Raw genomic sequence first — 21,603 nt, forward strand, 5'->3', positions numbered from 1 at the left:
TTGTTTCCGCAACCGGCGACACAGCGCAAGGATCTTGACCGGCGCCGGAAACCGGGCATCGAGGGGCCAGGTCGACGCCCGCGCCTGGGCTGCGACAAGGCCCGTACGCACCGGGTCCGGCAAGCGACGAGAAGGGAATCGGCCGGAAGCCCGAAGCGCCTGCCATCCCCTCGGAGCCACAACGGCTATGCGGTCAGCTTCCCCGGTGCTTCGGCCAATGCGGCAAGCAGTTCCTCGGTGACGTAGGGCTTCTCCAGCACCACGCCGCGTGCGAATACCGGAGGCAGGTCGTCGGCACTCAGGCCGGTGGCCAGCACGAAGGGGACGCCGCGTTCGGCAAGCGTGTGGGCCACGTCCTCGCTGGTTTCGTTGCCGCCGAGACGATAGTCCAGGATCGCCAGATCCGGCTTCTCCTCGATCAGGCGCAACGCGTCGGCGACGGAAGCGGCGGGACCCAGCATCACCGCGCCGGCCTGGGCGAGCTGCAGCTCCAGCAGCGTCGCGTTCATCTCGTCGTTCTCCACTACCAGCACGTGCATTCCCTGCAATTGCATACCGCTTTTTCCCAGGCTGTGGACCACACGAATTATAACTGCGCACCCATTGCCCCTTCCGTGCCGGGAGTGCCTCGCCTAAATCGTTCAGCGATGTTGTTCCGTCCGGATCGTGGGCTATACTTCGCGACCGCGCCGAAGTGGCGGAATCGGTAGACGCAGCGGACTCAAAATCCGCCGCCCTTAAAAGCGTGTGGGTTCGAGTCCCACCTTCGGCACCAAGCGGTCCATCGGTCTGGCCTTGCGGCGGCCACGACGCGCATCCGGCCTTTCGCGCGGGATGGCGATCCAACCGCAGTCTCTGGCCCCGTAGCTCAGCTGGATAGAGCGTCCCCCTCCTAAGGGGAAGGTCGCCCGTTCGAATCGGGCCGGGGTCACCACCGTTCCTGCCGGCGAGCGAATCGCTCCACCAGCCCGGGTTCGCGTCCATGCGAACGGCCTCGGTGCGCCTGGCGCAGCACCACCCCCTGTAGGAGCGACTTCAGTCGCGAGGGGCTTCACCTGCAAGGCCCGATCGCGACTGAAGTCGCTCCTACAGGGGGCTGCTTGGTATCTCGACGCGGCCGCCCCTGGCGGCTCTCACCCCTTGCGCGCGCGTGCGAAGGCGTCGGCCAGTGCGCTGTTGACCGGTGCAGCGGCATTCGCCGGCCGTCCGCCCGTGCGTCCCTGCCCGCGTGCATCGCCGCGGTCGCGCCGCGGTCCGCGCGCGGCATCGGCACGCGCGTCGCCGCTCCTGGCCGGTGCCGGGGCGTCCTCCAGCCGCCGGGTCAGGGCGATGCGCTTGCGCGCCACGTCCACCTCCAGCACCTTGACCTTGACGATGTCGCCGGCCTTGACCACGTCGCGCGGGTCCTTGACGTAGCTGTCCGACAGCGCCGAGATGTGCACCAGTCCGTCCTGGTGCACGCCGATGTCGACGAAGGCGCCGAACGCGGCGACGTTGCTGACCACGCCCTCCAGCACCATGCCGGGCCGCAGGTCCTTGATGTCCTCCACGCCGTCGGCGAAGCGCGCGGCCTTGAACTCCGGGCGCGGGTCGCGGCCGGGCTTCTCCAGTTCCTTGAGGATGTCGCGCACGGTCGGCACGCCGAACGTCTCGTCGGTGAACTGCTCCGGCTTGAGCGAGCGCACGAAGCCGCCGTCGCCGATCAGCGCCTTGATCGGCTTGCCCGAGGCCTGGACGATGCGCTCGACCACCGGATAGGCCTCCGGGTGCACCGCCGAGGCGTCCAGCGGCTCGTCGCCGTCGGCGATGCGCAGGAAGCCGGCGCACTGCTCGAAGGTCTTCTCGCCCAGCCGCGGCACCTTCAGCAGGTCCTTGCGGCGCTTGAACGGGCCGTTGTCGTCGCGATGGCGGACGATGTTCTCGGCCACGCTGGAGGACAGCCCGGACACGCGCGAGAGCAATGCCGCCGAGGCGGTGTTGACGTAGACGCCCACCGCGTTGACGCAGTCCTCGACCCGCGCGTCCAGCGCCTTGGCCATGCGGTACTGGTCCACGTCGTGCTGGTACTGGCCCACGCCGATCGCCTTGGGCTCGATCTTGACCAGTTCGGCCAGCGGATCCTGCAGGCGGCGGGCGATGGACACCGCGCCGCGCAGCGACACGTCGAGGTTCGGAAACTCCTTGGCCGCGAACTCGGACGCCGAGTACACCGAGGCGCCGGCCTCGCTGACCACCACCTTCTGCAGCTTCAGCTCCGGGGTGGCCTTGATGACGTCCGCCGCCAGCCGGTCGGTCTCGCGGCTGGCGGTGCCGTTGCCGATGGCGATCAGTTCCACCCCGTGCTTCAGGCACAGCGCCTTGAGCGCGTGCAGCGACTGCTCCCACTGCCGCCGCGGCTCGTGCGGGTAGATGGTGTCGGTGGCCACCAGCTTGCCGGTGGCATCGACCACGGCGACCTTGCAGCCGGTGCGGATGCCCGGGTCCAGCCCGAGCACCACGCGCGGGCCGGCCGGCGCGGCCAGCAGCAGGTCCTTGAGGTTGTCGCCGAACACCGCGATGGCCTCGGCCTCGGCCTTCTCGCGGGCCTGGTTGAACAGGTCCAGCAGCAGGTGCATGTGCAGCTTGGCGCGCCAGGTCAGGCGGCAGGCCTGCAGCAGCCAGGCATCGGCGGGGCGGCCGCGGTCGGCGACGCCGGCGCTCCGGGCCACCCGGCCCTCGGCGTAGACATGGCCAGCCTCGGCGTCGCTGCCGGGCTCCAGCTCCAGGTAGAGCACCTCCTCGCGGCGAGCGCGGAACAGCGCCAGCAGCCGGTGCGAGGGAATCTTCGCCAGCGGCTCGGCATGGTCGAAGTAGTCGCGGTACTTGGCGCCGGCCTCCTCCTTGCCCTCGGCCACCCTGGCGCGGATGACGCCGTTGTCGGCCAGCCAGCCGCGCAGCTCGCCCACCAGTGCCGCATCCTCGCCCCAGCGTTCCATCAGGATCGCGCGGGCGCCTTCCAGCGCGGCCTTGGTGTCGGCCACGCCCTTCCCGGCATCGACGAAGCCGGCGGCGAACGCTTCCGGCGCCAGCGTGGGATCCGCCAGCAGGCCATCGGCCAGCGGTTCCAGCCCGGCCTCGCGCGCGATCTGCGCGCGGGTGCGGCGCTTGGGCTTGTACGGCAGGTACAGGTCCTCCAGGCGCGACTTGCTGTCGGCGGCCTCGATCTCGGCGCGCAGTTCGTCGCTCAGCTTGCCCTGCTCGTCGATGCTGGCCAGTACCGCGGCGCGGCGGTCCTCCAGCTCGCGCAGGTAGGTCAGGCGGGTCTCGAGGTTGCGAAGCTGGGTGTCGTCCAGGCCGCCGGTGACTTCCTTGCGGTAGCGCGCGATGAACGGGACGCTGGCGCCCTCGTCGAGCAGGGCGATGGCCGCGCGGGCCTGGGCGGTCTGGGCGCCGATCTCGTCGGCGATGGTCTGGGCGATCTTCTGGGCGAGCTTGCTGTCTTGCATTGCTGGAGCCGGGACTGCGTGCGGAAAGTCCGCATTCTGGCAGCGCCCGGCCCGGGCCGTAACCCGTTGACAGATGGCCGGCGGCCTGCCGCCGGCCTGATCCCGGCCCGTCCGGCGCGAACTCAGCCGGCGTAGTGCCGTTGCACGTGCTGCATGACGATGTCGTCGTCCAGCGACTCCAGCGCCATCACCCGGACCTGCGAACCGGTACGCAACGCCAGGCAGCGTTCCACGTAGATCTCCGGGCCCGCATCGGTCTGTGTCATCGACTTGGTGAAACCGTAGGGCACCACGCCCTTGTCGCCATCCTTGCTGCCGCCAACGTAGAGCATGATCGACATGCGTATTTCTCCTGTTGCCACTTCAACTGCGACGCGCAGAATACGGACCGGCTTGTTACGTTTTCCTGCACGCAGGTGAAAGATCCCGTTCACGCGCGGCGAACGGTTCAGCCGATCACGCGTGCTTCACCGGGCCCCGGTGCTAGATCGGCGCTCTCCTCCCCCATTCATCCGACATGGACCTCAAGAGCGGCTATCCCTTCTGGGCGGTGAGCAACGGCCTGATGAGCGCGTTCCCGCCGCTGGAGCAGGACCTGGCGTGCGACGTCGCCATCGTCGGCGGCGGCATCACCGCCGCGCTGATCGCCGACGAGCTGGTGCGCCACGGCCACCAGGTGGCGGTGCTGGAGCAGCGCGACATCGGCTGGGGCAGCACCTGCGCCAGTACCGCCTTGCTGCAGTACGAGATCGACACCCACATGACCGAGCTGGCCAGGCGCTACGGCGAGGACGCCGCCGCGCAGGCCTACCTGGCCTGCTGCCGGGCGCTGGACATGCTGCACGAGCTGTCGGCCGGGGTCCGCAGCGTGGATTTCGGCTGGAACCGCAGCCTCTACTACGCCAGCCGGCGCCGGCACGTGCGCGGCCTGCGCGAGGAACTGCGGATGCGGCAACGCCACGGCCTGGAGGTCGAATGGCTGGATGCCCCCGCGCTGCGGGCGGACTACGGGCTGGAGGCCCACGCGGCGCTGCTCAGCCGGCAGGCGGCGCGCATCGATCCCTACCGCATGACCTACCGCCTGCTGGCGCGTTGCCGGCGCCAGGGCGCGGGCGTGTTCGACCGCACGCGCATCACCGCAATCGAGACCGGGCCGCGGCGCGTGGTGCTGGAGACCGCGGCCGGTGCGCGCATCCGCGCCGGCCACGTGGTCATCGCCGCCGGCTATGCCAGCCAGCACTGGCTGTCGCGGCCGGTGGCCCGCAACCGCAGCAGCTATGCCTTCGTCTCCGACCCGATGCACGCGCGGGACCTGGGCCGGCTCGGCGACACCATGATCTGGGAGACCGCGCGTCCGTACCTGTACATGCGCAGCACCGGCGACGGCCGCCTCGTCGCCGGCGGCGAGGACGACGACATCGACATCCCGCTGCGGCGCGACGCCCGCGTCGATTCCAAGGCACGGCGCCTGCAGAAGAAGATCGCCGCCGCCCTGCCCGGCTTCTCGCCGCAGCCGGCATTCGCCTGGGCCGGCACCTTCGCCGAGACCGAGGACGGGCTGCCGTTCTTCGGCGCGCACGCCGAGCACGGCCGCCGGGTGCTGTTCGCCATGGCCTACGGCGGCAACGGCATCACCTACAGCATGCTCGGCGCCGGGATACTGCGCGCGGCGATCGAGCGACGGCGCCATCCGCTGGCGCGGCTGTTCGGATTCTCCCGGCTCGACTGAAGCCGCCGCGGAACGGCGGGGGTACCAGCCCCCTGCGCGACCGACGCACGGGGTTGCCCGGGACTAGTGCGCGTCAGGACGTAGCCTCGGCCTGCCGCGATCCGGTGCAGTGGGTTGCGCGGGCCGGAGCAGCATCCCCTTGGACACGCATCCGGCGGCCGACCGCGATCGCGGGTGCGGCCTTCGGCCTTGCCCGGGCTACCCGTCAGACGCCTCCGGCAGGCCGGCCCCACAGGGCCGGCGCGCGCGCCCGAAACCCACGCACGTCCAGGCCGCGGCCCGGACCTGCCGGCATCGCACCGCACACATCTCTACCGCCCGTGCTCCCACGGCCACCAGCCGCGGCCGCTCATGGCGTAGCGGTCGGCGGCGCGTTCGAACCGATTGTCCACGCCGATGCCGCCGCAGGCGAAGTAGAGCGGCAGGAACAGCGGCCCCAGCACCGCGTACTGGTAGACGTGGGCACGCTCGTGGTCGCCCAGCCGTACCGGCGGATGCAGGCAGCGCCCGGCCCGGTGTTCGTAGGTGCAGCAGGCGGCATCGAGCGAATCGCCCTTCAGCAGGATCACGTTGCCCAGCGTCATCGCGCCGCCCGGGCCCCACGGCCAGGCCTCGAACACCAGCGCGCAATCGCCGCCGCGCCAGCGCGGGCGCGAGCCGCCGGCCATGCCCGCGAGGCCGGCCACCAGCCCCAGCAAGGTGTTGGGCGAGGTCCACACTGCCCCGGCCGCCAGCAGCACGCGGCGCAGCCATGGCCGCGATGCGGTCAGTCCGCCTCGTTGGGAATCAGCAGCCACAGGATGAGGTAGACCAGGATGCCGGGGAACGCCGCAGAGGCGATCGAGACGATGACGAAGACGATGCGCAGCATCGTCGAGTTCCAGCCGAAGCGGCGGGCGATGCCGCCGATCACGCCGGCGATCATGCGGTCGTTCAGGGAACGCGACAGGGTGTGCACGGGCTGGCTCATGGCCGCAGGCTCCATTGGCGATGGCCCGAGGATAGCCGCAACGCCGTGATCACGGCGCAGCGCCGCGCGCACCGCGCAGCTGCTGCAGCCGCTCGCGGAACCACGGCGACGCATCGCGTTCCGGCTGCCCGGGACAGGCGACGCGGTAGACGCGTCCACTGACGCTGCTGCGGCTGGCCGCCTGCTCGATGAATGCCTCGGCGTCGACCGCCAACCCGCGCCGCTGCAGGTAGGCGTACTTGCGTTGCAGGTGCGCCCTGGCACGCTCGCCGTCGTACCAGGTGCCGTTGCGCTGGAACCGGCAGGACGAGGTGGCCAGCCCGTCCAGCAATGCATGGATCTCGACCTGGGCCTGGGTGTTGGCCCGTCCGTCGGCGGCGAGGCCCTGCAGCGGCGCCATCGCCATCGCCAGCCACGGCAGCGGCCACAACCGGCGTACCCGGCCGCCGGCGCGGCGACCCGGCTCAGCCATGCCGCCGCAGCCACTCGTGGATGGCCGAGGGCACCTCGCGCTGGGCGCGCCCGGAGACGTAGATGCCGATATGGCCGCCGCGGAAGCTCAGCTCGGAATAGTCGTCGCTGCCGACCAGCCCGGCCAGCGCGCGCGAGGCGTCCGGCGGCACCATGTGGTCCTGTTCGGCGTAGACGTTGAGGATGGGCATGTCCAGCCCGGCCAGGTCCACCGGCGAGCCGCCGATGCTGATGCTGCGTTGCATCAGCCCGTTGTCCTGGTAGAACAGCTTGACGAACTCGCGGAACGCCTCGCCGGCCAGGTCGGGCGAGTCGAATATCCACTTCTCCATGCGCAGGAAATCCTCCAGCGCCTCCTTGTCGTCGAGGATGTCGAGCAGCCCGACGTACTTCTGCAGGTTCAGCCGGAACGGCTTGAGCATCAGGTAGCTGGCATTCATCAGCTCGGCCGGGACGTTGCCCAGGGTATCGACCAGCAGGTCCACGTCCACCTGCCGCACCCAGTGCGAGAGCATGTTGTCCGGGGTATGGAAGTCCACCGGCGTGACCATGGTGATCAGGTTGCGGATCTTCTCGCGCCGCAGCGAGGCATAGCACAGCGAGAACGTGCCGCCCTGGCAGATGCCGAGCACGTCCACCGCCGGCAGCGCGTTGGCCGCGCGCAGGTGGTTGATCGCCCCGTCGATGTAGCGCAGCAGGTAGTCCTCCAGGGTCAGGTAGCGCTCGGAGCGGTCCGGGTAGCCCCAGTCCAGCACGTACACGTCCTCGCCCAGTTCCAGCAGGCGCCGCACCAGCGAGCGGTCGGCCTGCAGGTCGACCATGTACGGCCGGTTGACCAGTGCGTAGACGATCAGCAGCGGCACCTTCGCGGTGGGCGGCGCATCGCCGACGAAGCGGTACAGCACCACCTTGCCGTCGCGCCAGACTTCCTGGCGCTCGGTGGCCCCGTACTGCACGTCGTCGACCTGCGGCAGCAGCTTCAGCCCTTCCAGCAGCTTGCGCTGCAGTGAAAGCGTCTCCTGCAGCAGGTCCTCGCTGCCGAAACCCAGCGGCCCCTTCACGGCCGGCTCCGGCCGCGTCCTGCCGGCTTCTTCCTCTCCGTCGAGGTCCTGGGCGCGGCGGCCGCGGCCTTGCGTCCGGCCGTGGCCGGCGCTGTCCTCTTCGCGGGCCTGCGCGCAGATGGCGCCGCCTTGCGCGGACCTGCCGGCGCCTGCTTCGCTGCGGCATCCTGGGCCGCGGCCATGCGCCGCAACAGCCGTTCGAGTTCGGCGATGCGCCGGTGCGCCGCGTCCATCTCCGAGCGCGTGGGCATGCCCAGCCGTTCGCTCAGCTGCTCGATCTCCTGCTGGATGGCGCCGCGCAAGCGCATCTGCGCCTCGGCGAACCCGGCATAGATGCGCTGGAATTCCTCCGACATCGCCACGCCGGCATAGGCTTCCTCGGCCGCATCGATCCACAGGTCGAACATGGCGCGCGCACTGGTGAGCTGCTCGCCCGGCGCTTCGTGCTCGGACAGCTTCTGCTCGAACAGCGAGAACGCCTGCTCGATGGCCGAACGCAGCTGCCGGGCGTATTCCTGCGCCTGCGCCTGGTACTGCTGCTGCGCCTGCGCCAGCCGCTGCCAGCGCTCGTGCTGGTTGCGCCCCAGCCCGAAGCCGGGCATGCCCAGCCACGGCGCGTTGTCGCGGCGCCAGCGCTCCAGCCACTGCGAGACCTGCTCCAGCGCCGGATCCCAACCGGGCGAGCCGGCCTGCTCCGTCGCACCGGTCATCCACTGCAGCCAGTGGCCCTCCTGCGCCTCCACCGCCCGGCGCCAGGCCCGGGCGACCTCGGCACTGCTGGTGTCGCGCCCGGCGAACTGCGCAGCGACCTTCTGCATGGTCGCCAACCAGTCGCCGGCGGGGCCGCGGAAGCGGTGCATCGCATCGCGCGCACCATCGTCCACCTTGTCCTGCAGCAGCGTGTTCCACCAGTCCATCGCCTGGCGCCACTGCTCGCCGGCACCGGCCTGCGCTTCCCCACCGGGCGGCTGCGCGGCGCCTTCGCGCAGCACGCTGCCCCACGCCCCCCAGTACTGGCGCGCGAGGGCTTCGAAATCGAGGGGGTCGTCGGACCCTTGGCTGGCCATCGTCACCCTCCCAGGCGGCTGTGCCGCGATCATAGCAACCGTCTGCGGCTCAAGGCTTGGGGATCTTGAGCGTCTTGCTGATCATCAGCGAACCGGACAGCGCGAACAGCAGCACCAGCGGATGCAGCTGCCATGGACCCAGCTGCCACCGCCCCCACCAGATCGCGTCGCCGACGCTGCCGGTGGCCGCCGCCACCGCCAGCAGCAGCACCAGCACCAGGCTGGTCGGGATCGGCGTGCCCTCGAAGTACGGCACCTTGTCGTCGTCGCCGGCGATCTGCTCGGCGGTGACGTTGTAGCGCGCCAGTCGGCTGACGCCGCAGCAGACGAAGTAGCTCAGCACCAGCCAGTCCCAGCCGCCCTGCATGCCGCAGGCATAGGCCAGCGCGGCCGGGGCCACGCCGAAGGAGATGATGTCGGCCAGCGAATCCAGCTCCCGTCCCAGCGTCGAGGACGACTTGCGCCAGCGCGCCACGCGGCCGTCGAGCGCATCGAAGATGAACGCAAGCGGGATCAGCGCCATGCCGAACAGCAGGTCGCCGCGATGGCCGTCCTGCAGGAAGCGCATGGCGGCGAAGATCGCGCCGGTGCCGCAGAAGGCGTTGGCCAGGGTGAACCAGTCGGCCAGCTGGAAATCGCGCAGCATCGAGAAGTGGCGTTTCATGAAACCTCGGTCGGGACCTGACCGGCACAGGTTAACGCGTGCCGCCCCGCAGCGGGCCCTGGCATGCTGCGCGTCCCTTCCGGGCGCATGTTGCTGCCATCCCGGCACCCGCCCACCGGCCCGCCGGCGCCGGGATGGCCGCAACCGGCTGGCGATTTTTTCACCAGTCCGGCGCGAATGCCCGCCACGCATGGAGCGCGCGATTCTATCCACAGGCTTGTCCCTGAACCATCCACACGGGCTGTGGAAAACGCCGCGGCACGGTGGCGATTATTTCACCAGCGAACGAGGCGTGCGAGCGCTTTCAAGCACTTGCGGCGGTTGTCCACAGCTTTGTACCTCGCTGGTCCACACCGCTTGTGGAGAACTCACACGCGCGAATAGCTCCACGACAGCATGTGGCCATCGCGGTAGGGCATGACGCCGTGGAACGGGCGCGGGTCGTCGTCGAACACCAGCGGCAGGAAATGGCGGTCGCCTTCCCACAGCGGCAGCTGTTCGAGGCGCTCGCGCTCCACCCATTCCAGCGTCCCCTCGGGATTGGAGCGCAGCGGCGTGCCGCTGTAGCCATCGATCACGAAGACGAAGCCCAGCCAGTCCTCGCCGTGCTTGCCGAAGCCCGGCCAGCTGATGGTGCCGCGCAGGCGCATCGGCCCGCACTCGATGCCGGCCTCCTCGCGGATCTCGCGGCGCATGCATTCCAGCACGTCCTCGTCAGGTTCCACCTTGCCGCCCAGGCCGTTGTACTTGCCCAGGTGATGGTCTTCCGGGCGCGTGTTGCGATGGATCATCAGCACCTGGCGGCCATCGGGCGAGATCACGTAGCCGAGCGTGGCGACGATCGGGGTGTAGGGCATAGGGAAGCGGACCTGCGAAACCGGAAAGCGGCGAATGATAGACCGCACCGGGGCGCGCGAGCGTGTCTCGGCCGGCCACGGGCAGCGCGTGCGAGCGCTCGTACGCGACCAGGCCTGCCATCCATTCCCGAGCAGGCCGCCGTGCTGGGCCTGCAGGGCCGTCAGCCGGGTGCTGCGTGCGCAGCGCCTGACTGGCCGTCAGAGCGTGCCCCCGCGCAGGCGGGGGTCAAGCCGCGCGGCGCCGGCTGGCGACCCTGCAGGCCCGACCCGAACGGCCGCTCCTGCGCGCAGCCGGGGCCGCGTCATCGCCCGGGCGTGGACGTACGTCCACTTTCCCCCTCTTCCTCGACCCGGCCATGCGCAGGAACGGCGCGACCTGCTAGGGATTGGACGACACGCCCGAGGGTGGCGACGCCGTGGCCGCGCTCGGCCAGGTATTCCAGCCACTTGCCGAGGAAGGTGTTCATGCGCATGCGGTGGCTGATCAGCTCGGCCGGCGGCGGGTACAGGCCCATCACGTCCTGCCAGCGCCGGCCCACGTAGCAGTGGGTGGTCTCGGCCTGGCGGGCGTCGCGGTACAGGCGGATGTAGGCCGAGGGATCGGGCTCGCCGGTCACCGGATCGCTGAGGTCGTAGGTCAGGCGCAGCTCGACCGTGTACGGGTGCTGCTCGATCACGTCCAGGCGCACGTCCAGCCCATCGCCCACCGCGGACACATAGCTGCCCACCCGCAGGTCGGCCGGCGCGAACAGCCGGTTCAGGTGCAGGAAGTTCTCGGCATACAGGCCCATCAACCAGCCGAAACGGGTCAGGCGGGGCAGGCGTTCGGTGCGCGTGGTGGCGTACGTCATGGTCCGATCCTACACGTTGATCCGCGCCGGCGGCAGCATTGACGACCGCCGATACTGCGCCTACCTTGGAGGTCGCGGCTACGCCGCCATGGTCCGGGCAACAGCAGCGCACCGGGGACGGCGATGCCCCATCGCGATCGTCGCCCCGGGTGCAGTCCCCGGCCTTGCCCGGCTAGCGGATCGCGGCGACACGGCTAGAACATTTCGCGCTGCAGCCCCAGCGTCGCCAGCACCTTGCTGGAAATCTCCTCGATCGAGGTGTGGGTGGTGCTCAGCGTCGGGATCCGCTCCATCCGGAACATCGTCTCGGCGGCGGCCACCTCGCGGCGGCAGGTTTCCAGGTTGGCATAGCGCGAGTTGGGCCGGCGCTCCTCGCGGATCTGGTGCAGCCGCTCCGGATCGATGGTCAGGCCGAACAGCTTGTTGCGATAGGGCCGCAGCCGCGCCGGCAGGCGGTCGGTCTCCAGGTCCTCGTCGGTCAGCGGATAGTTGGCCGCCTTCACCCCGTAATGCAGCGCCAGGTAGATGCAGGTCGGGGTCTTGCCGGCACGCGACACCGCCACCAGCACCACGTCGGCCTCGTCGTAGGTCAGCGCGATGCCGTCGTCGTGGGTCAGCGCGAAGTTCATGGCGTTGATGCGGCGGTGGTAGGTATCGAAGTCGACGATGCCGTGCGCCTGCCCCACCCGCGAGTGCCGGGGCGCGTTGAGTTCGCGCTCCAGCGGCTCCATGAACGGCGCGAACACGTCCAGCATCAGCGCCCCGCTCTCGGCCAGGATGATGCTCAGTTCCGGGTTCACGCAGGAATTGACCACGATCGGCCGCACCTGGTAGCGCTCGCCGGCGGCGCGGATGCGCTGGGTGGCCTGGCGGGCCTTTTCGGCGTCGTCGATGAACGAAAGCCTATCGGTGACGAAGCTGACGCCGTTGAACTGGGTCAGCAGGCTGTGGCCAATGGTTTCAGCGGTGATACCGGTTCCATCGGACACATAGAACACCGGCCGGATCGTCGACATTGTGCTGTTTCTCCTTGCTCGTTCCCGAAGGCGCGGCACGACAAGCTTGTGCAGGCCTTGGGGTGCGCTGCATCATAGTGGCCTATTCCTACGGACGCGGCCACTCAGCCCGCCTCGGGCGATGGCCAATGGAGCATCGCGCTTGAACGAGAACATCCTTTGGTTGCATGAGCTGCGTCTGGCCGATCTGGCCCGCGTGGGCGGAAAGAACTCCTCGCTGGGCGAGATGATCGGCAACCTTGCCAATCTCGGCGTCTCGGTACCGGGCGGCTACGCCACCACCGCTGAGGCGTTCAAGGCGTTCATCGCCTACAACGACCTGTCCAAGCGCATCTTCGACCGGCTGGCCTCGCTCGACGTCGAGGACGTAGACGCGCTGACCGCCGCCGGCAAGGAGATCCGCGCCTGGGTCATCGATGCCCCGCTGCAGCCTGACCTGGACAAGGACATCCGCGAGGCCTACGTCAGGTTGAGCCAGGAGAACGGCGGCGGCGACGTGGCGGTCGCGGTGCGCTCCTCGGCCACCGCCGAGGACCTGCCCGACGCCAGCTTCGCCGGCCAGCAGGAGACCTTCCTCAACGTGACCGGCGCCGACGACGTGGTGCACAAGGTCAAGGAGGTCTTCGCCAGCCTCTACAACGACCGCGCCATCGCCTACCGCGTGCACCACGGCTTCAAGCACGAGGACGTGTTCCTGTCCGCCGGCGTACAGCTGATGGTGCGCTCGGACGTGGGCTCCTCCGGCGTGCTGTTCACCCTGGACACCGAGTCCGGCTTCCGCGACGTGGTGTTCATCACCTCCAGCTTCGGCCTGGGCGAGATGGTCGTGCAGGGCGCGGTCAACCCGGACGAGTTCTACGTCTACAAGCCCACGCTCAAGGCCGGCAAGCCGGCGATCCTGCGCCGCTCGCTCGGCAGCAAGGCCATCCGCATGGTGTACTCGGACGTCCCCGGCGAGCGCGTGCGCATCGAGGACACCCCGGCCGAACTGCGCAACACCTTCTCCATCGCCGACGAGGACGTGCAGGAACTGGCCAAGCAGGCGCTGGTCATCGAGCAGCACTACGAGCGGCCGATGGACATCGAGTGGGCCAAGGACGGGGTCAGCGGCAAGCTGTTCATCGTGCAGGCGCGCCCGGAGACGGTGAGGTCGCGCAGCCACGCCACCCAGATCGAGCGCTTCGCCCTGGAGAAGCGCGGCGAGGTGGTCGCCGAGGGCCGCGCCATCGGCCAGAAGATCGGCGCCGGCGTCGCCCGCGTGGTGCGCTCGCTGGACGACATGAACAAGGTCCAGCCCGGCGACGTGCTGGTGGCCGACATGACCGACCCGGACTGGGAGCCGGTGATGAAGCGCGCCAGCGCCATCGTCACCAACCGCGGCGGCCGCACCTGCCATGCCGCGATCATCGCCCGCGAGCTGGGCGTGCCGGCCGTGGTCGGCACCGGCAACGCGCTGCAGGCGATCAAGGACGGGCAGGAAGTCACGGTCAGCTGCGCCGAGGGCGACACCGGCTACATCTACGACGGCAAGCTGGCGTTCGAGCGCACCACCACCGACCTGTCGCACATGCCGGAAGCGCCGCTGAAGATCATGATGAACGTCGCCAATCCCGAGCGCGCGTTCGACTTCGGCCAGCTGCCCAATGCCGGCATCGGCCTGGCGCGGCTGGAGATGATCATCGCCAGCCACATCGGCGTGCACCCGAAGGCGCTGCTGGAGTACGACAAGCAGGACGCCGAGACCAAGCAGAAGATCGACGCCAAGATCGCCGGCTACGCCGATCCGGTCAGCTTCTACGTCGACCGCCTGGCCGAGGGCATCGCCACCCTCACCGCCTCGGTGGCGCCGCACCCGGTGATCGTGCGCCTGTCGGACTTCAAGTCCAACGAGTACGCCAACCTGATCGGCGGCAGCAAGTACGAGCCGCACGAGGAGAATCCGATGATCGGCTTCCGCGGCGCCAGCCGCTACGTCGATCCCTCCTTCACCGATGCCTTCGCGCTGGAATGCCAGGCGGTGCTCAAGGTCCGCAACGGGATGGGCCTGACCAACCTGTGGGTGATGATCCCGTTCGTGCGCACGCTGGAGGAAGGCCGCAAGGTCGTCGAGGTGCTTGAGGCCAACGGCCTCAAGCAGGGCGAGAACGGGCTGAAGATCATCATGATGTGCGAGGTGCCGTCCAACGCGCTGCTGGCCGACGAGTTCCTGGACATCTTCGACGGCTTCTCGATCGGCTCCAACGACCTGACCCAGCTGACCCTGGGCCTGGACCGCGATTCGTCGGTCGTCGCCCACCTGTTCGACGAGCGCAATCCGGCGGTGAAGAAGCTGCTGTCGATGGCGATCAAGACCGCGCGCGCCAAGGGCAAGTACGTCGGCATCTGCGGCCAGGGCCCGTCGGACCATCCCGACCTGGCGCAGTGGCTGATGGACGAAGGCATCGAGTCGGTCTCGCTCAATCCCGACACCGTGGTCGATACCTGGCTGCGGCTGGCCAAGAGCAAGGCCAGGCAAGGCTGATGGCGACGCCGGCAACCACCACCGCGGCGGCCCCGGTGATCCCCACCGATCTGAGCAAGATCGACTGGATCCAGCTGGCGCAGGACTGGGGCGCGGCGCTGGCCATCGTGCTGATCGGCATGTGGCTGGCCAAGCGCGTTAGCAACGGCCTGCGCCGGGTCAACCAGCGCGCGAAGATGGACGGGACCCTGGCCGGGTTCCTGTCCAACGTGGTCTACGCGGTGCTGCTGGTGGTGGTGTTCGTCGCCGCGCTGGAGAAGATCGGCGTGCCGATGACCTCGGCGCTGGCGGTGCTCGGCACCGCCGGCCTGGCCATCGGCCTGTCGCTGAAGGACTCGCTGTCCAACATCGCCTCGGGGGTGATGCTGATCGTGCTGCGTCCGTTCCGCGACGGCGACTACGTGCAGGTGGCCGGCCAGGAAGGCACGGTCGAGGAGATCCGCATCTTCCAGACCCGCCTGCGCACGGCCGACAACCGCCTGATCGTGCTGCCCAACAGTTCGATCACCACCGCGCCGATCATCAACATCACCGCACGGCCGCAGCGGCGCATCGACGTCTCGGTCACGCTGGGACTGGGCGACGACCTGGGCCGGGCGCGCGAGCTGCTGCTGGAAGCGGCGGCGTCAGTGCCGCTGGTGCTGAAGGACCCGGCGCCACTGGTGCAGGTGGGCAATCTCGGCGAGGCCAACATCCGCCTGGACTTGTTCGTGTGGAGTTCGACGGCCGACTACGGCAACGCCCGCAGTGCGCTTCTGGAAGGCGTGCGCAGCCGCCTCACCGCCGCCGGCATCGCCACTCCGGTGGCCAGCCTGCAGGTCCACCTGCAGAACGCGGCCAACAAGCCGCTGGCGCTGGACGTGCAGCGCCCCGCACAGAACGACGCCGGCCAGGGCTGATCCGGCCTCGAGGCCCTGCCGCCTCGAAGCCGAAGGCCGCCCCCTCGGCTGCACTGTTGCGGGGGCCTCGAAGAGGCTCCACTACTGACGAAAAGGCCGGCTCCTGGAGCCGGCCTTTTCGTTCGTGCCCAGGCGGATATCCGCTGCGCGTCACGGCTGCACTGTACTTATCCGGCCACGCCTGCTGCCGTAGGAGCGACTTCAGTCGCGATCGGGCTTTCCCGGGAAAGCCCGATCGCGACTGAAGTCGCTCCTACGGAGTCACGCGACAAAGCGCACGGTGGACGGCTGCGCCAGCACGTGGCCCCGGCAAGGCCTATGGCGCGCCCGGGATTGCAGTCACGTGCCGACGATCCGCGTCCCGGGGGTGTTGCGCCCACCCGGGCGACGCTGCCCGGCCACGGGAAGCCGCCGGGCAGGATCGATCGGCGCGGAAGACGGCTCAGCCCGCCAGCGCCGCCATGTGCTTGCGGTAGTGGCGCAGCTCGTCGATCGAGTCGTGCACGTCGCTGAGCGCGGTGTGCGAGGACTGCTTGGCGACCCCGGCGGCGATCTCCGGCGCCCAGCGCCTGGCCAGTTCCTTGAGCGTGCTGACGTCGAGGTTGCGGTAGTGGAAATAGCGCTCCAGCCGCGGCATCAGCCGGTGCATGAAGCGGCGGTCCTGGCAGATCGAGTTGCCGCACATCGGCGATACGCCAGCCTTCACCCACTGCGCCAGGAACGCGACGGTCTGCGCCTCGGCCTGCTCGATGCTCACCTGGCTGTCCAGCACCCGCTGCCACAGGCCCGAGCGGCGGTGCTGGTTGCGGTTCCACTCGTCCATCGCCTCCAGCGCTTGCAATGGATGCGAGATGGCGAACTCGGGGCCTTCGGCCAGCACGTTGAGCTGGGCATCGGTGACGACGGTTGCGATCTCGATGATCGAATCGCGATCGGTGTCCAGGCCGGTCATTTCCAGATCGATCCAGATCAGCCGGTCGTTGCCTGCTTGGTTTTCCACGCTTGCTTGCCTTGTTTCCGGGGCTGCGCACGGCAGCATTGATGACGGCGAATGATAGCCCAGCCCACCCGCCACCACAGGATCGCGGCGCACCGCCAGGCGCGTGGGCGGCAGAAACACTCCGGGCAAACGTGTTCCACCACGGTGGAACCGGTAAAGCGCATCACCGCGGCGAAGCCATCGAAGTTCCCTGCCGATGTCGCGCCAAGACTTGGATGTCGCTTCTGCGCGCGGCCATCGGCTTGCAGCGCAAGGCGCCGGCCGCCCGCCGAGTCTGGCCTTCCTGGCAATGTCCGCAACGCGGCGCTACGAGTCGGAGGCACGTGCCGGGCCGGCACCTGGGCCTTGACGCGACACTCAGGGTCCGGCGATCGGCGGCCGTCCGCGCTTGGCGCGGAAATAGTTGCTCAGGCGCGTACTGGCCTCCGTCGCCAGCACGCCCGCCGTCACCTGCACGCGGTGGTTGTGGCGCGGATCGCCCAGCAAGTCGAACACGCTGCCGCAGGCGCCGGTCTTGGGATCGCCGGCGGCATAGACCAGCCGCGCCAGCCGCGCGTGCACGATCGCCATGGCGCACATCGCGCACGGTTCCAGGGTGACGTACAGCGTGCAGCCGACCAGGCGATGGTTGCCCAGCGCCCTGCCCGCCTCGCGCATCGCCACGATCTCGGCATGCGCGCTCGGATCGTGGCTGGCGATGTTGAGGTTCCAGCCCTCGCCCAGCAATCGGCCTTCCGGCCCGACCACCAATGCGCCCACCGGGATCTCGTCGAACTCGTGCTGCGCGCGGTCGGCCAGCGCCAGCGCCTGCCGCATCCAGCGCTCGTCGGTGTCGGTGTCGGACGGGTCCAGGCTGGACTGCTGCGCGCTCAACGCTCCTGCGTCCTTGCCACGAACTCGGCGAAGGCGGCCAGGGTGGCATCGCTGACATGGTGCTCGATGCCCTCCGCGTCGCGGCGCGCGGTGTCCGCGTCCACTCCCAGCGCCAGCAGGAACTGCTCCACCAGGCGATGGCGCTGACGGCAGGCCTCGGCCAGCGCCTCGCCCTCCTCGGTCAGGAACACGCCGCGGTACGGGCGCTGCACCACCCACCCGCCCTGCGCCAGGCGCTTGAGCATCTTCGCCACCGTCGGCTGGGCCACGCCCAGGCGCGCGGCAATGTCCACCTGGCGAGCCTCGCCGCCATCGGCCAGCAGGTCGGAAATCAGTTCGACGTAGTCCTCCACCAGTTCCAGCCGGTGCGCCTCGCGCACCTGGCGGAAGCCCTCGACGTGGAGCTGCGCGTCCAACAGGCCCGGAATCTGTGTGTTTTCTTCTTTGCCCACCATCGCGCTCCTCACTGCATGCGCGAATGATCGTTCATCGGGCCGATGCAGGTCCATTCGGGCGCTTTGATTGCTCATGCTTTCTCTAATAGCCATTGCTATATACTGACCGGATCATCCGGACGCATTGGAAATGCCAGAAACCTCGCCACCCGCCCCCGGCCGCACGACGCCCGGCGACAGCCACCGCAGCCTGGGCGAGATGAACGCCAGCGTCGCCGTACCGGCCGCCGGCGGCCCCTGGTGGCGCAAGCTGCTGGCCTTCGTCGGCCCTGGCTACATGGTGTCGGTGGGCTACATGGACCCGGGCAACTGGGCCACCGACCTGGCCGGCGGTTCGCAGTTCGGCTACTTGCTGCTGTCGGTGATCCTGCTGTCGAACCTGATGGCGGTGGTGCTGCAGTCCTTGGCCGCGCGCCTGGGCATCGCCACCGGAATGGACCTGGCCCAGGCCTGCCGCGAGCGCTATGGCAAGCGCACCAACATCGTGCTTTGGCTGCTGTGCGAATCGGCGATCGTGGCCTGCGACCTGGCCGAGGTGATCGGCACCGCGATCGCGCTGAAGCTGCTGTTCGGCATCCCCCTGCTCACCGGCGCGATCATCACCATGGTCGACGTGCTGCTGGTGCTGTACCTGATGAACCGTGGCTTCCGCCGGCTGGAGGCGTTCGTCATCGCGCTGCTGACGGTGATCTTCCTGTGCTTCGCGATCCAGATCGCGATGGCCTCGCCGGTGCTGGGCGACGTGCTGGCCGGCTTCATCCCGCGCGCCGAGATCGTCACCCACCCGCAGGCGCTGTACCTGGCGATCGGCATCGTCGGTGCCACGGTGATGCCGCACAACCTGTACCTGCACTCATCGATCGTGCAGACGCGCGCCTATCCGCGCACCGACGCCGGCCGCCGCTCGGCGCTGCGCTGGGCGGTCACCGACAGCACCATCGCGCTGAGCCTGGCGCTGTTCGTCAACGCGGCCATCCTGATCCTGGCGGCCTCGGTGTTCCACCTGCACGGGCGCACCGACGTGGCCGAGATCGAGCAGGCCTACGAACTGCTGGCGCCGATGCTGGGCGCGGGCATCGCCTCGACCCTGTTCGCGGTGGCGCTGCTGGCCTCGGGCGTCAATTCCACCGTCACCGCGACGCTGGCCGGGCAGATCGTGATGGAGGGCTTCCTGCACCTGCGCATCCCGCCGTGGCTGCGGCGCCTGATCACCCGCGGGCTGGCGATCGTGCCGGTGGTGGTGGTGACGGCGATCTACGGCGAGTCCGGCACGGCGCGGCTGCTGGTGTTCAGCCAGGTACTGCTGTCGATGCAGTTGCCGTTCGCGGTGATCCCGCTGGTGCACTTCGTCGCCGACAGGAAGCGCATGGGCGCGCTGGCGACGCCGCGCTGGCTGCTGGCGCTGGCCTGGATCATCGCCGCCGTCATCGTGGTGCTGAACATCAAGCTGCTGATCGACACGATCCGCATGTAGCGCCCGTGGCCCCCGGCAAATGCATCGCCGCTGGGGGGACGGCCGCGCCGCGCCAGGCTCCCGGATGCGCTGCGCCTGCCCGGGCTGCGCAGGCTATCCGCGCCGGTGCTCGGAGGCCAGTTGCAGCCATGCCTGCGCGGCCCGGGAGAGGAAGCTGCCGCGGCGCCAGATCAGTGCCATGTGCCAGACCAGGTCGTGTTCGTCCAGCAACGCCATCGGCAGGCCGTGCACGTGCCGCTGCGCGATCATCCGCGGCAGCACCGCCACGCCGATCCCGGCGGCCACCAGCGCGGCGATGAAGGAGATCTGGCCGCTGCGGGCGGCCTCGCGCGGGGTGAAGCCATGGCGCTGGCAGGCGGCGACGATGCGCCGGTTCAGTGCGAACCCCTTCTCGAACAGGATGAAGGCGCTGTCCTTCAGGGCATCGAGGCCGACGCTGTCGCGGCCCGCGAGCGGATGCCCCGGCGGCATCACCACCACCATCGGCTCGCGCCGCACCGATTGCCACTCGAATTCGTCGTCCGCCGGCAGCAGGCTGCCGGCCAGCTCGACGTCGCCGCTGCGCAGGCTGTCCTCCAGCGCCTGGCTGCCGAGTTCCAGCAAGCGCAGCTGCACGCCCGGGTAGCGTTCGCGATAGGCGGCAAACAACGGTGCGAACAGGATGTCGCTGCCGAGCAGCGGCAGGCCCACGTGCAGTTCGCCGCGGCGCAGGCCGCGCAGGTCGTCCAGCTCGGCTTCCAGGCTGTCGCGCTCGGCCAGCAGGGTGAGCGCGCGCCGGTAGACGATCTCGCCGGCCTGGGTGAGGCGTACGCCCTGCCGCGAGCGCTCCAGCAACGGCAGGCCGACCTCGTCCTCGAGCAGCTTCACGGTCTTGCTGACGGTCGGCTGGGTCGCGTTGAGGCTTTCGGCCGCCGCGGAGAAACCGCCGCGGCGCACCACCTCGACCAGAGCCTTCAGCTGCCGGATATCCATTCCCTTATCGAATCCTGTGAATTCAAAGAATTCATTTTACTAATACGACAGAGTGTCGCATATAGTCGTTCATGAATATTCCCGATCGTTCCGTGCTGCGGCCGATGATGCCGCTCGCGCGCAGGCGGCTGCGTGGCAGCCGTATCGCCCAGATTGTCCTGATCGTCGCCGTATGGGCCGCAGCCGAATGGCTGGTGCGCCGATTCGACCTCCCCATCCCCTCCGGCATCCTCGGCATGGCGCTGCTGCTGGTGTTGCTGCTGCGCAACTGGCTTTCGCCGCGTGCGCTGACGCGCGGCGCCGACTGGCTGCTGGCCGAGATGCTGCTGTTCTTCGTCCCCGCGGCGATGATCCTGCTCGACAACCGGCAGATGCTCGGCTGGCTCGGGATCAAGCTGGTGGCGGTGGTGCTGGCCGGCACCGTGCTGGTGATGGCCAGCACCGCGCTGACGGTGGACCTGTGCTATCGCTGGAGCCGCAGCGATGACAACTGAGTTCTTCCCGCGCTTCGTCCAGGGCCTGGGCTGGCCGGTGTTCTGGGCCCTGGCGACCATCGCCATCTACTACCTCGCCAAGGCGTTGTACCGGCGCTGCCACAACGCCTGGACTTCGCCGCTGATCTTCTCGCCGCTGGTGCTGCTGGCGCTGGCGCTGCTGCTGCATGCCAACTACCACGACTACATGCGCGGCACGCACTGGCTGATGGCCATGCTGGGGCCGGTCACGGTCGCCTTCGCCATTCCCATCCACCAGCAGCGCGAGCTGATCCGCCGCAACTGGAAGGTCCTGGGCGCGGGCGTCGCCGTCGGCAGCACGGTGGCCATCCTCAGTGCCTGGTACCTCTCCACCCTGCTGCACCTCTCCAGCGACCTGCGGCTGAGCCTGACCCCGCGCTCGATCACCACCCCGCTGGCGATGGAGGTCTCCGACCAGGTCGGCGGCGTGGCCGAGCTGACCGCGGTGTTCGTGATCCTGACCGGCATCTGCGGATCGCTGGTCGGGCAGATCGTGCTGCGCTACCTGCCGGTGCGCAGTTCGATGGCGCGCGGCGCGCTGCTGGGCATGGGCGCGCACGGCATGGGCGTGGCCAAGGCCCGCGAGATCGGCAGCGAGGAAGGCGCCATCGCCGGCCTGGTGATGGTGATGGCCGGCCTGCTCAACGTGCTGCTGGCACCGCTGCTGATCCGCCTGCTGTGAGAGCCATGCTTTTCGAGGTTCTCCAGGCACCGAGGGTTGCA

Annotated in this window: 21 protein-coding genes, 2 tRNA genes and 1 pseudogene; 8 read left to right on the forward strand and 16 right to left on the reverse strand. The window is 69.2% G+C overall.

The features are described 5' to 3' along the window. Nucleotides 1–185: 185 nt before the first annotated feature. On the reverse strand, nucleotides 186–554 hold the full coding sequence (locus LRX76_RS13830; protein ID WP_231806194.1) for a response regulator: 369 nt from the start codon (nucleotides 552–554) through the stop codon (nucleotides 186–188). Between the two features lie 134 nt (nucleotides 555–688). Between LRX76_RS13830 and LRX76_RS13835 the strand changes: the two genes are divergently transcribed. Further along, nucleotides 689–775, forward strand: a tRNA-Leu gene (locus LRX76_RS13835). Between the two features lie 82 nt (nucleotides 776–857). Beyond that, a tRNA-Arg gene (locus LRX76_RS13840) sits at nucleotides 858–934 on the forward strand. Between the two features lie 199 nt (nucleotides 935–1,133). On the opposite strand, the gene LRX76_RS13845 is transcribed toward LRX76_RS13840, so the two are convergent. Both LRX76_RS13845 and LRX76_RS13850 read right to left on the reverse strand, forming a co-directional pair. Next, on the reverse strand, nucleotides 1,134–3,485 hold the full coding sequence (locus LRX76_RS13845) for a Tex family protein (RefSeq protein ID WP_231806196.1): 2,352 nt from the start codon (nucleotides 3,483–3,485) through the stop codon (nucleotides 1,134–1,136). A gap of 122 nt (nucleotides 3,486–3,607) precedes the next feature. After that, entirely contained in the window at nucleotides 3,608–3,826 is a 219-nt protein-coding gene (locus LRX76_RS13850; protein WP_231806198.1) for a hypothetical protein, read from the reverse strand. Between the two features lie 176 nt (nucleotides 3,827–4,002). Between LRX76_RS13850 and LRX76_RS13855 the strand changes: the two genes are divergently transcribed. Continuing rightward, entirely contained in the window at nucleotides 4,003–5,214 is a 1,212-nt protein-coding gene (locus LRX76_RS13855) for an FAD-dependent oxidoreductase (protein WP_231806200.1), read from the forward strand. Nucleotides 5,215–5,525: 311 nt separating this feature from the next. Here LRX76_RS13855 and LRX76_RS13860 read toward each other — a convergent pair whose 3' ends face one another. The 9 genes and pseudogenes from LRX76_RS13860 to LRX76_RS13900 all read right to left on the reverse strand — a co-directional run bounded on the left by LRX76_RS13860 (nucleotide 5,526) and on the right by LRX76_RS13900 (nucleotide 12,171). Then, entirely contained in the window at nucleotides 5,526–5,963 is a 438-nt protein-coding gene (locus LRX76_RS13860; RefSeq protein ID WP_231806239.1) for a hypothetical protein, read from the reverse strand. A gap of 17 nt (nucleotides 5,964–5,980) precedes the next feature. Beyond that, a complete protein-coding gene (locus LRX76_RS13865) occupies nucleotides 5,981–6,184 on the reverse strand; it encodes a PspC domain-containing protein (RefSeq protein WP_231806202.1) in 204 nt (67 codons plus the stop codon). Nucleotides 6,185–6,233: 49 nt separating this feature from the next. Then, complete coding sequence (locus tag LRX76_RS13870) at nucleotides 6,234–6,584, reverse strand: DUF5329 domain-containing protein (protein WP_231806240.1); 351 nt, start codon at nucleotides 6,582–6,584, stop codon at nucleotides 6,234–6,236. 64 nt (nucleotides 6,585–6,648) lie between these two features. Beyond that, nucleotides 6,649–7,716 carry a class III poly(R)-hydroxyalkanoic acid synthase subunit PhaC gene (locus LRX76_RS13875; protein WP_231806203.1) on the reverse strand — a complete coding sequence of 356 codons (1,068 nt, stop codon included), beginning with the start codon at nucleotides 7,714–7,716 and terminating at the stop codon, nucleotides 6,649–6,651. A 179-nt stretch (nucleotides 7,717–7,895) separates the two neighbouring features. Then, nucleotides 7,896–8,783, reverse strand: a pseudogene (gene phaE / locus LRX76_RS13880) (class III poly(R)-hydroxyalkanoic acid synthase subunit PhaE); the annotation flags it as partial. 49 nt (nucleotides 8,784–8,832) lie between these two features. After that, nucleotides 8,833–9,447 (reverse strand): phosphatidylcholine/phosphatidylserine synthase, encoded by a 615-nt coding sequence (locus tag LRX76_RS13885; protein ID WP_231806204.1) that lies wholly within the window; start codon nucleotides 9,445–9,447, stop codon nucleotides 8,833–8,835. Between the two features lie 368 nt (nucleotides 9,448–9,815). After that, nucleotides 9,816–10,304, reverse strand: coding sequence for an 8-oxo-dGTP diphosphatase (locus LRX76_RS13890; RefSeq protein WP_231806205.1), 489 nt, complete (start codon nucleotides 10,302–10,304; stop codon nucleotides 9,816–9,818). A 302-nt stretch (nucleotides 10,305–10,606) separates the two neighbouring features. Further along, nucleotides 10,607–11,155, reverse strand: coding sequence for a DUF1249 domain-containing protein (locus tag LRX76_RS13895; protein WP_231806206.1), 549 nt, complete (start codon nucleotides 11,153–11,155; stop codon nucleotides 10,607–10,609). Between the two features lie 194 nt (nucleotides 11,156–11,349). Then, nucleotides 11,350–12,171, reverse strand: a complete 822-nt coding sequence (locus tag LRX76_RS13900) for a pyruvate, water dikinase regulatory protein (protein ID WP_231806208.1) — start codon at nucleotides 12,169–12,171, stop codon at nucleotides 11,350–11,352. Between the two features lie 142 nt (nucleotides 12,172–12,313). On the opposite strand from LRX76_RS13900, the gene ppsA reads away from it, so the two are divergent. Continuing rightward, on the forward strand, nucleotides 12,314–14,692 hold the full coding sequence (gene ppsA, locus LRX76_RS13905; protein WP_231806210.1) for a phosphoenolpyruvate synthase: 2,379 nt from the start codon (nucleotides 12,314–12,316) through the stop codon (nucleotides 14,690–14,692). Then, nucleotides 14,692–15,591, forward strand: a complete 900-nt coding sequence (locus LRX76_RS13910; protein ID WP_231806212.1) for a mechanosensitive ion channel domain-containing protein — start codon at nucleotides 14,692–14,694, stop codon at nucleotides 15,589–15,591. The genes ppsA and LRX76_RS13910 overlap by 1 nt, the downstream gene beginning before the upstream one ends. Nucleotides 15,592–16,033: 442 nt before the next feature. Here the strand turns inward: LRX76_RS13910 and orn are convergent, their stop codons facing one another. From orn to mntR, 3 genes are all read right to left on the reverse strand, one after another. Beyond that, the gene (gene orn / locus LRX76_RS13915; RefSeq protein ID WP_331716784.1) at nucleotides 16,034–16,591 is read right to left on the reverse strand and encodes an oligoribonuclease; all 558 of its coding nucleotides are present in this window, start codon (nucleotides 16,589–16,591) and stop codon (nucleotides 16,034–16,036) included. Nucleotides 16,592–16,948: 357 nt separating this feature from the next. Beyond that, nucleotides 16,949–17,464, reverse strand: a complete 516-nt coding sequence (gene tadA / locus LRX76_RS13920) for a tRNA adenosine(34) deaminase TadA (RefSeq protein WP_269450890.1) — start codon at nucleotides 17,462–17,464, stop codon at nucleotides 16,949–16,951. Further along, nucleotides 17,461–17,919 carry a manganese-binding transcriptional regulator MntR gene (gene mntR / locus LRX76_RS13925; protein WP_231806214.1) on the reverse strand — a complete coding sequence of 153 codons (459 nt, stop codon included), beginning with the start codon at nucleotides 17,917–17,919 and terminating at the stop codon, nucleotides 17,461–17,463. The genes tadA and mntR overlap by 4 nt, the downstream gene beginning before the upstream one ends. 130 nt (nucleotides 17,920–18,049) lie before the next feature. Here mntR and LRX76_RS13930 point away from each other — a divergent pair, with 130 nt between their 5' ends. Further along, nucleotides 18,050–19,393, forward strand: a complete 1,344-nt coding sequence (locus tag LRX76_RS13930; RefSeq protein WP_269450891.1) for an Nramp family divalent metal transporter — start codon at nucleotides 18,050–18,052, stop codon at nucleotides 19,391–19,393. Between the two features lie 93 nt (nucleotides 19,394–19,486). On the opposite strand, the gene LRX76_RS13935 is transcribed toward LRX76_RS13930, so the two are convergent. After that, nucleotides 19,487–20,365, reverse strand: coding sequence for a LysR family transcriptional regulator (locus LRX76_RS13935; RefSeq protein ID WP_231806216.1), 879 nt, complete (start codon nucleotides 20,363–20,365; stop codon nucleotides 19,487–19,489). 71 nt (nucleotides 20,366–20,436) lie between these two features. Between LRX76_RS13935 and LRX76_RS13940 the strand changes: the two genes are divergently transcribed. Together LRX76_RS13940 and LRX76_RS13945 are read left to right on the forward strand one after the other, a co-directional pair. Next, on the forward strand, nucleotides 20,437–20,859 hold the full coding sequence (locus LRX76_RS13940) for a CidA/LrgA family protein (RefSeq protein ID WP_231806218.1): 423 nt from the start codon (nucleotides 20,437–20,439) through the stop codon (nucleotides 20,857–20,859). After that, complete coding sequence (locus LRX76_RS13945; protein WP_231806220.1) at nucleotides 20,849–21,562, forward strand: LrgB family protein; 714 nt, start codon at nucleotides 20,849–20,851, stop codon at nucleotides 21,560–21,562. Before LRX76_RS13940 ends, LRX76_RS13945 begins: the two co-directional genes overlap by 11 nt. Nucleotides 21,563–21,603 lie beyond the last annotated feature (41 nt).

Origin of the sequence: Stenotrophomonas sp. MMGLT7 (genome assembly GCF_021168555.1) — a bacterium.
Classification (GTDB): Bacteria; Pseudomonadota; Gammaproteobacteria; order Xanthomonadales; family Xanthomonadaceae; genus MMGLT7.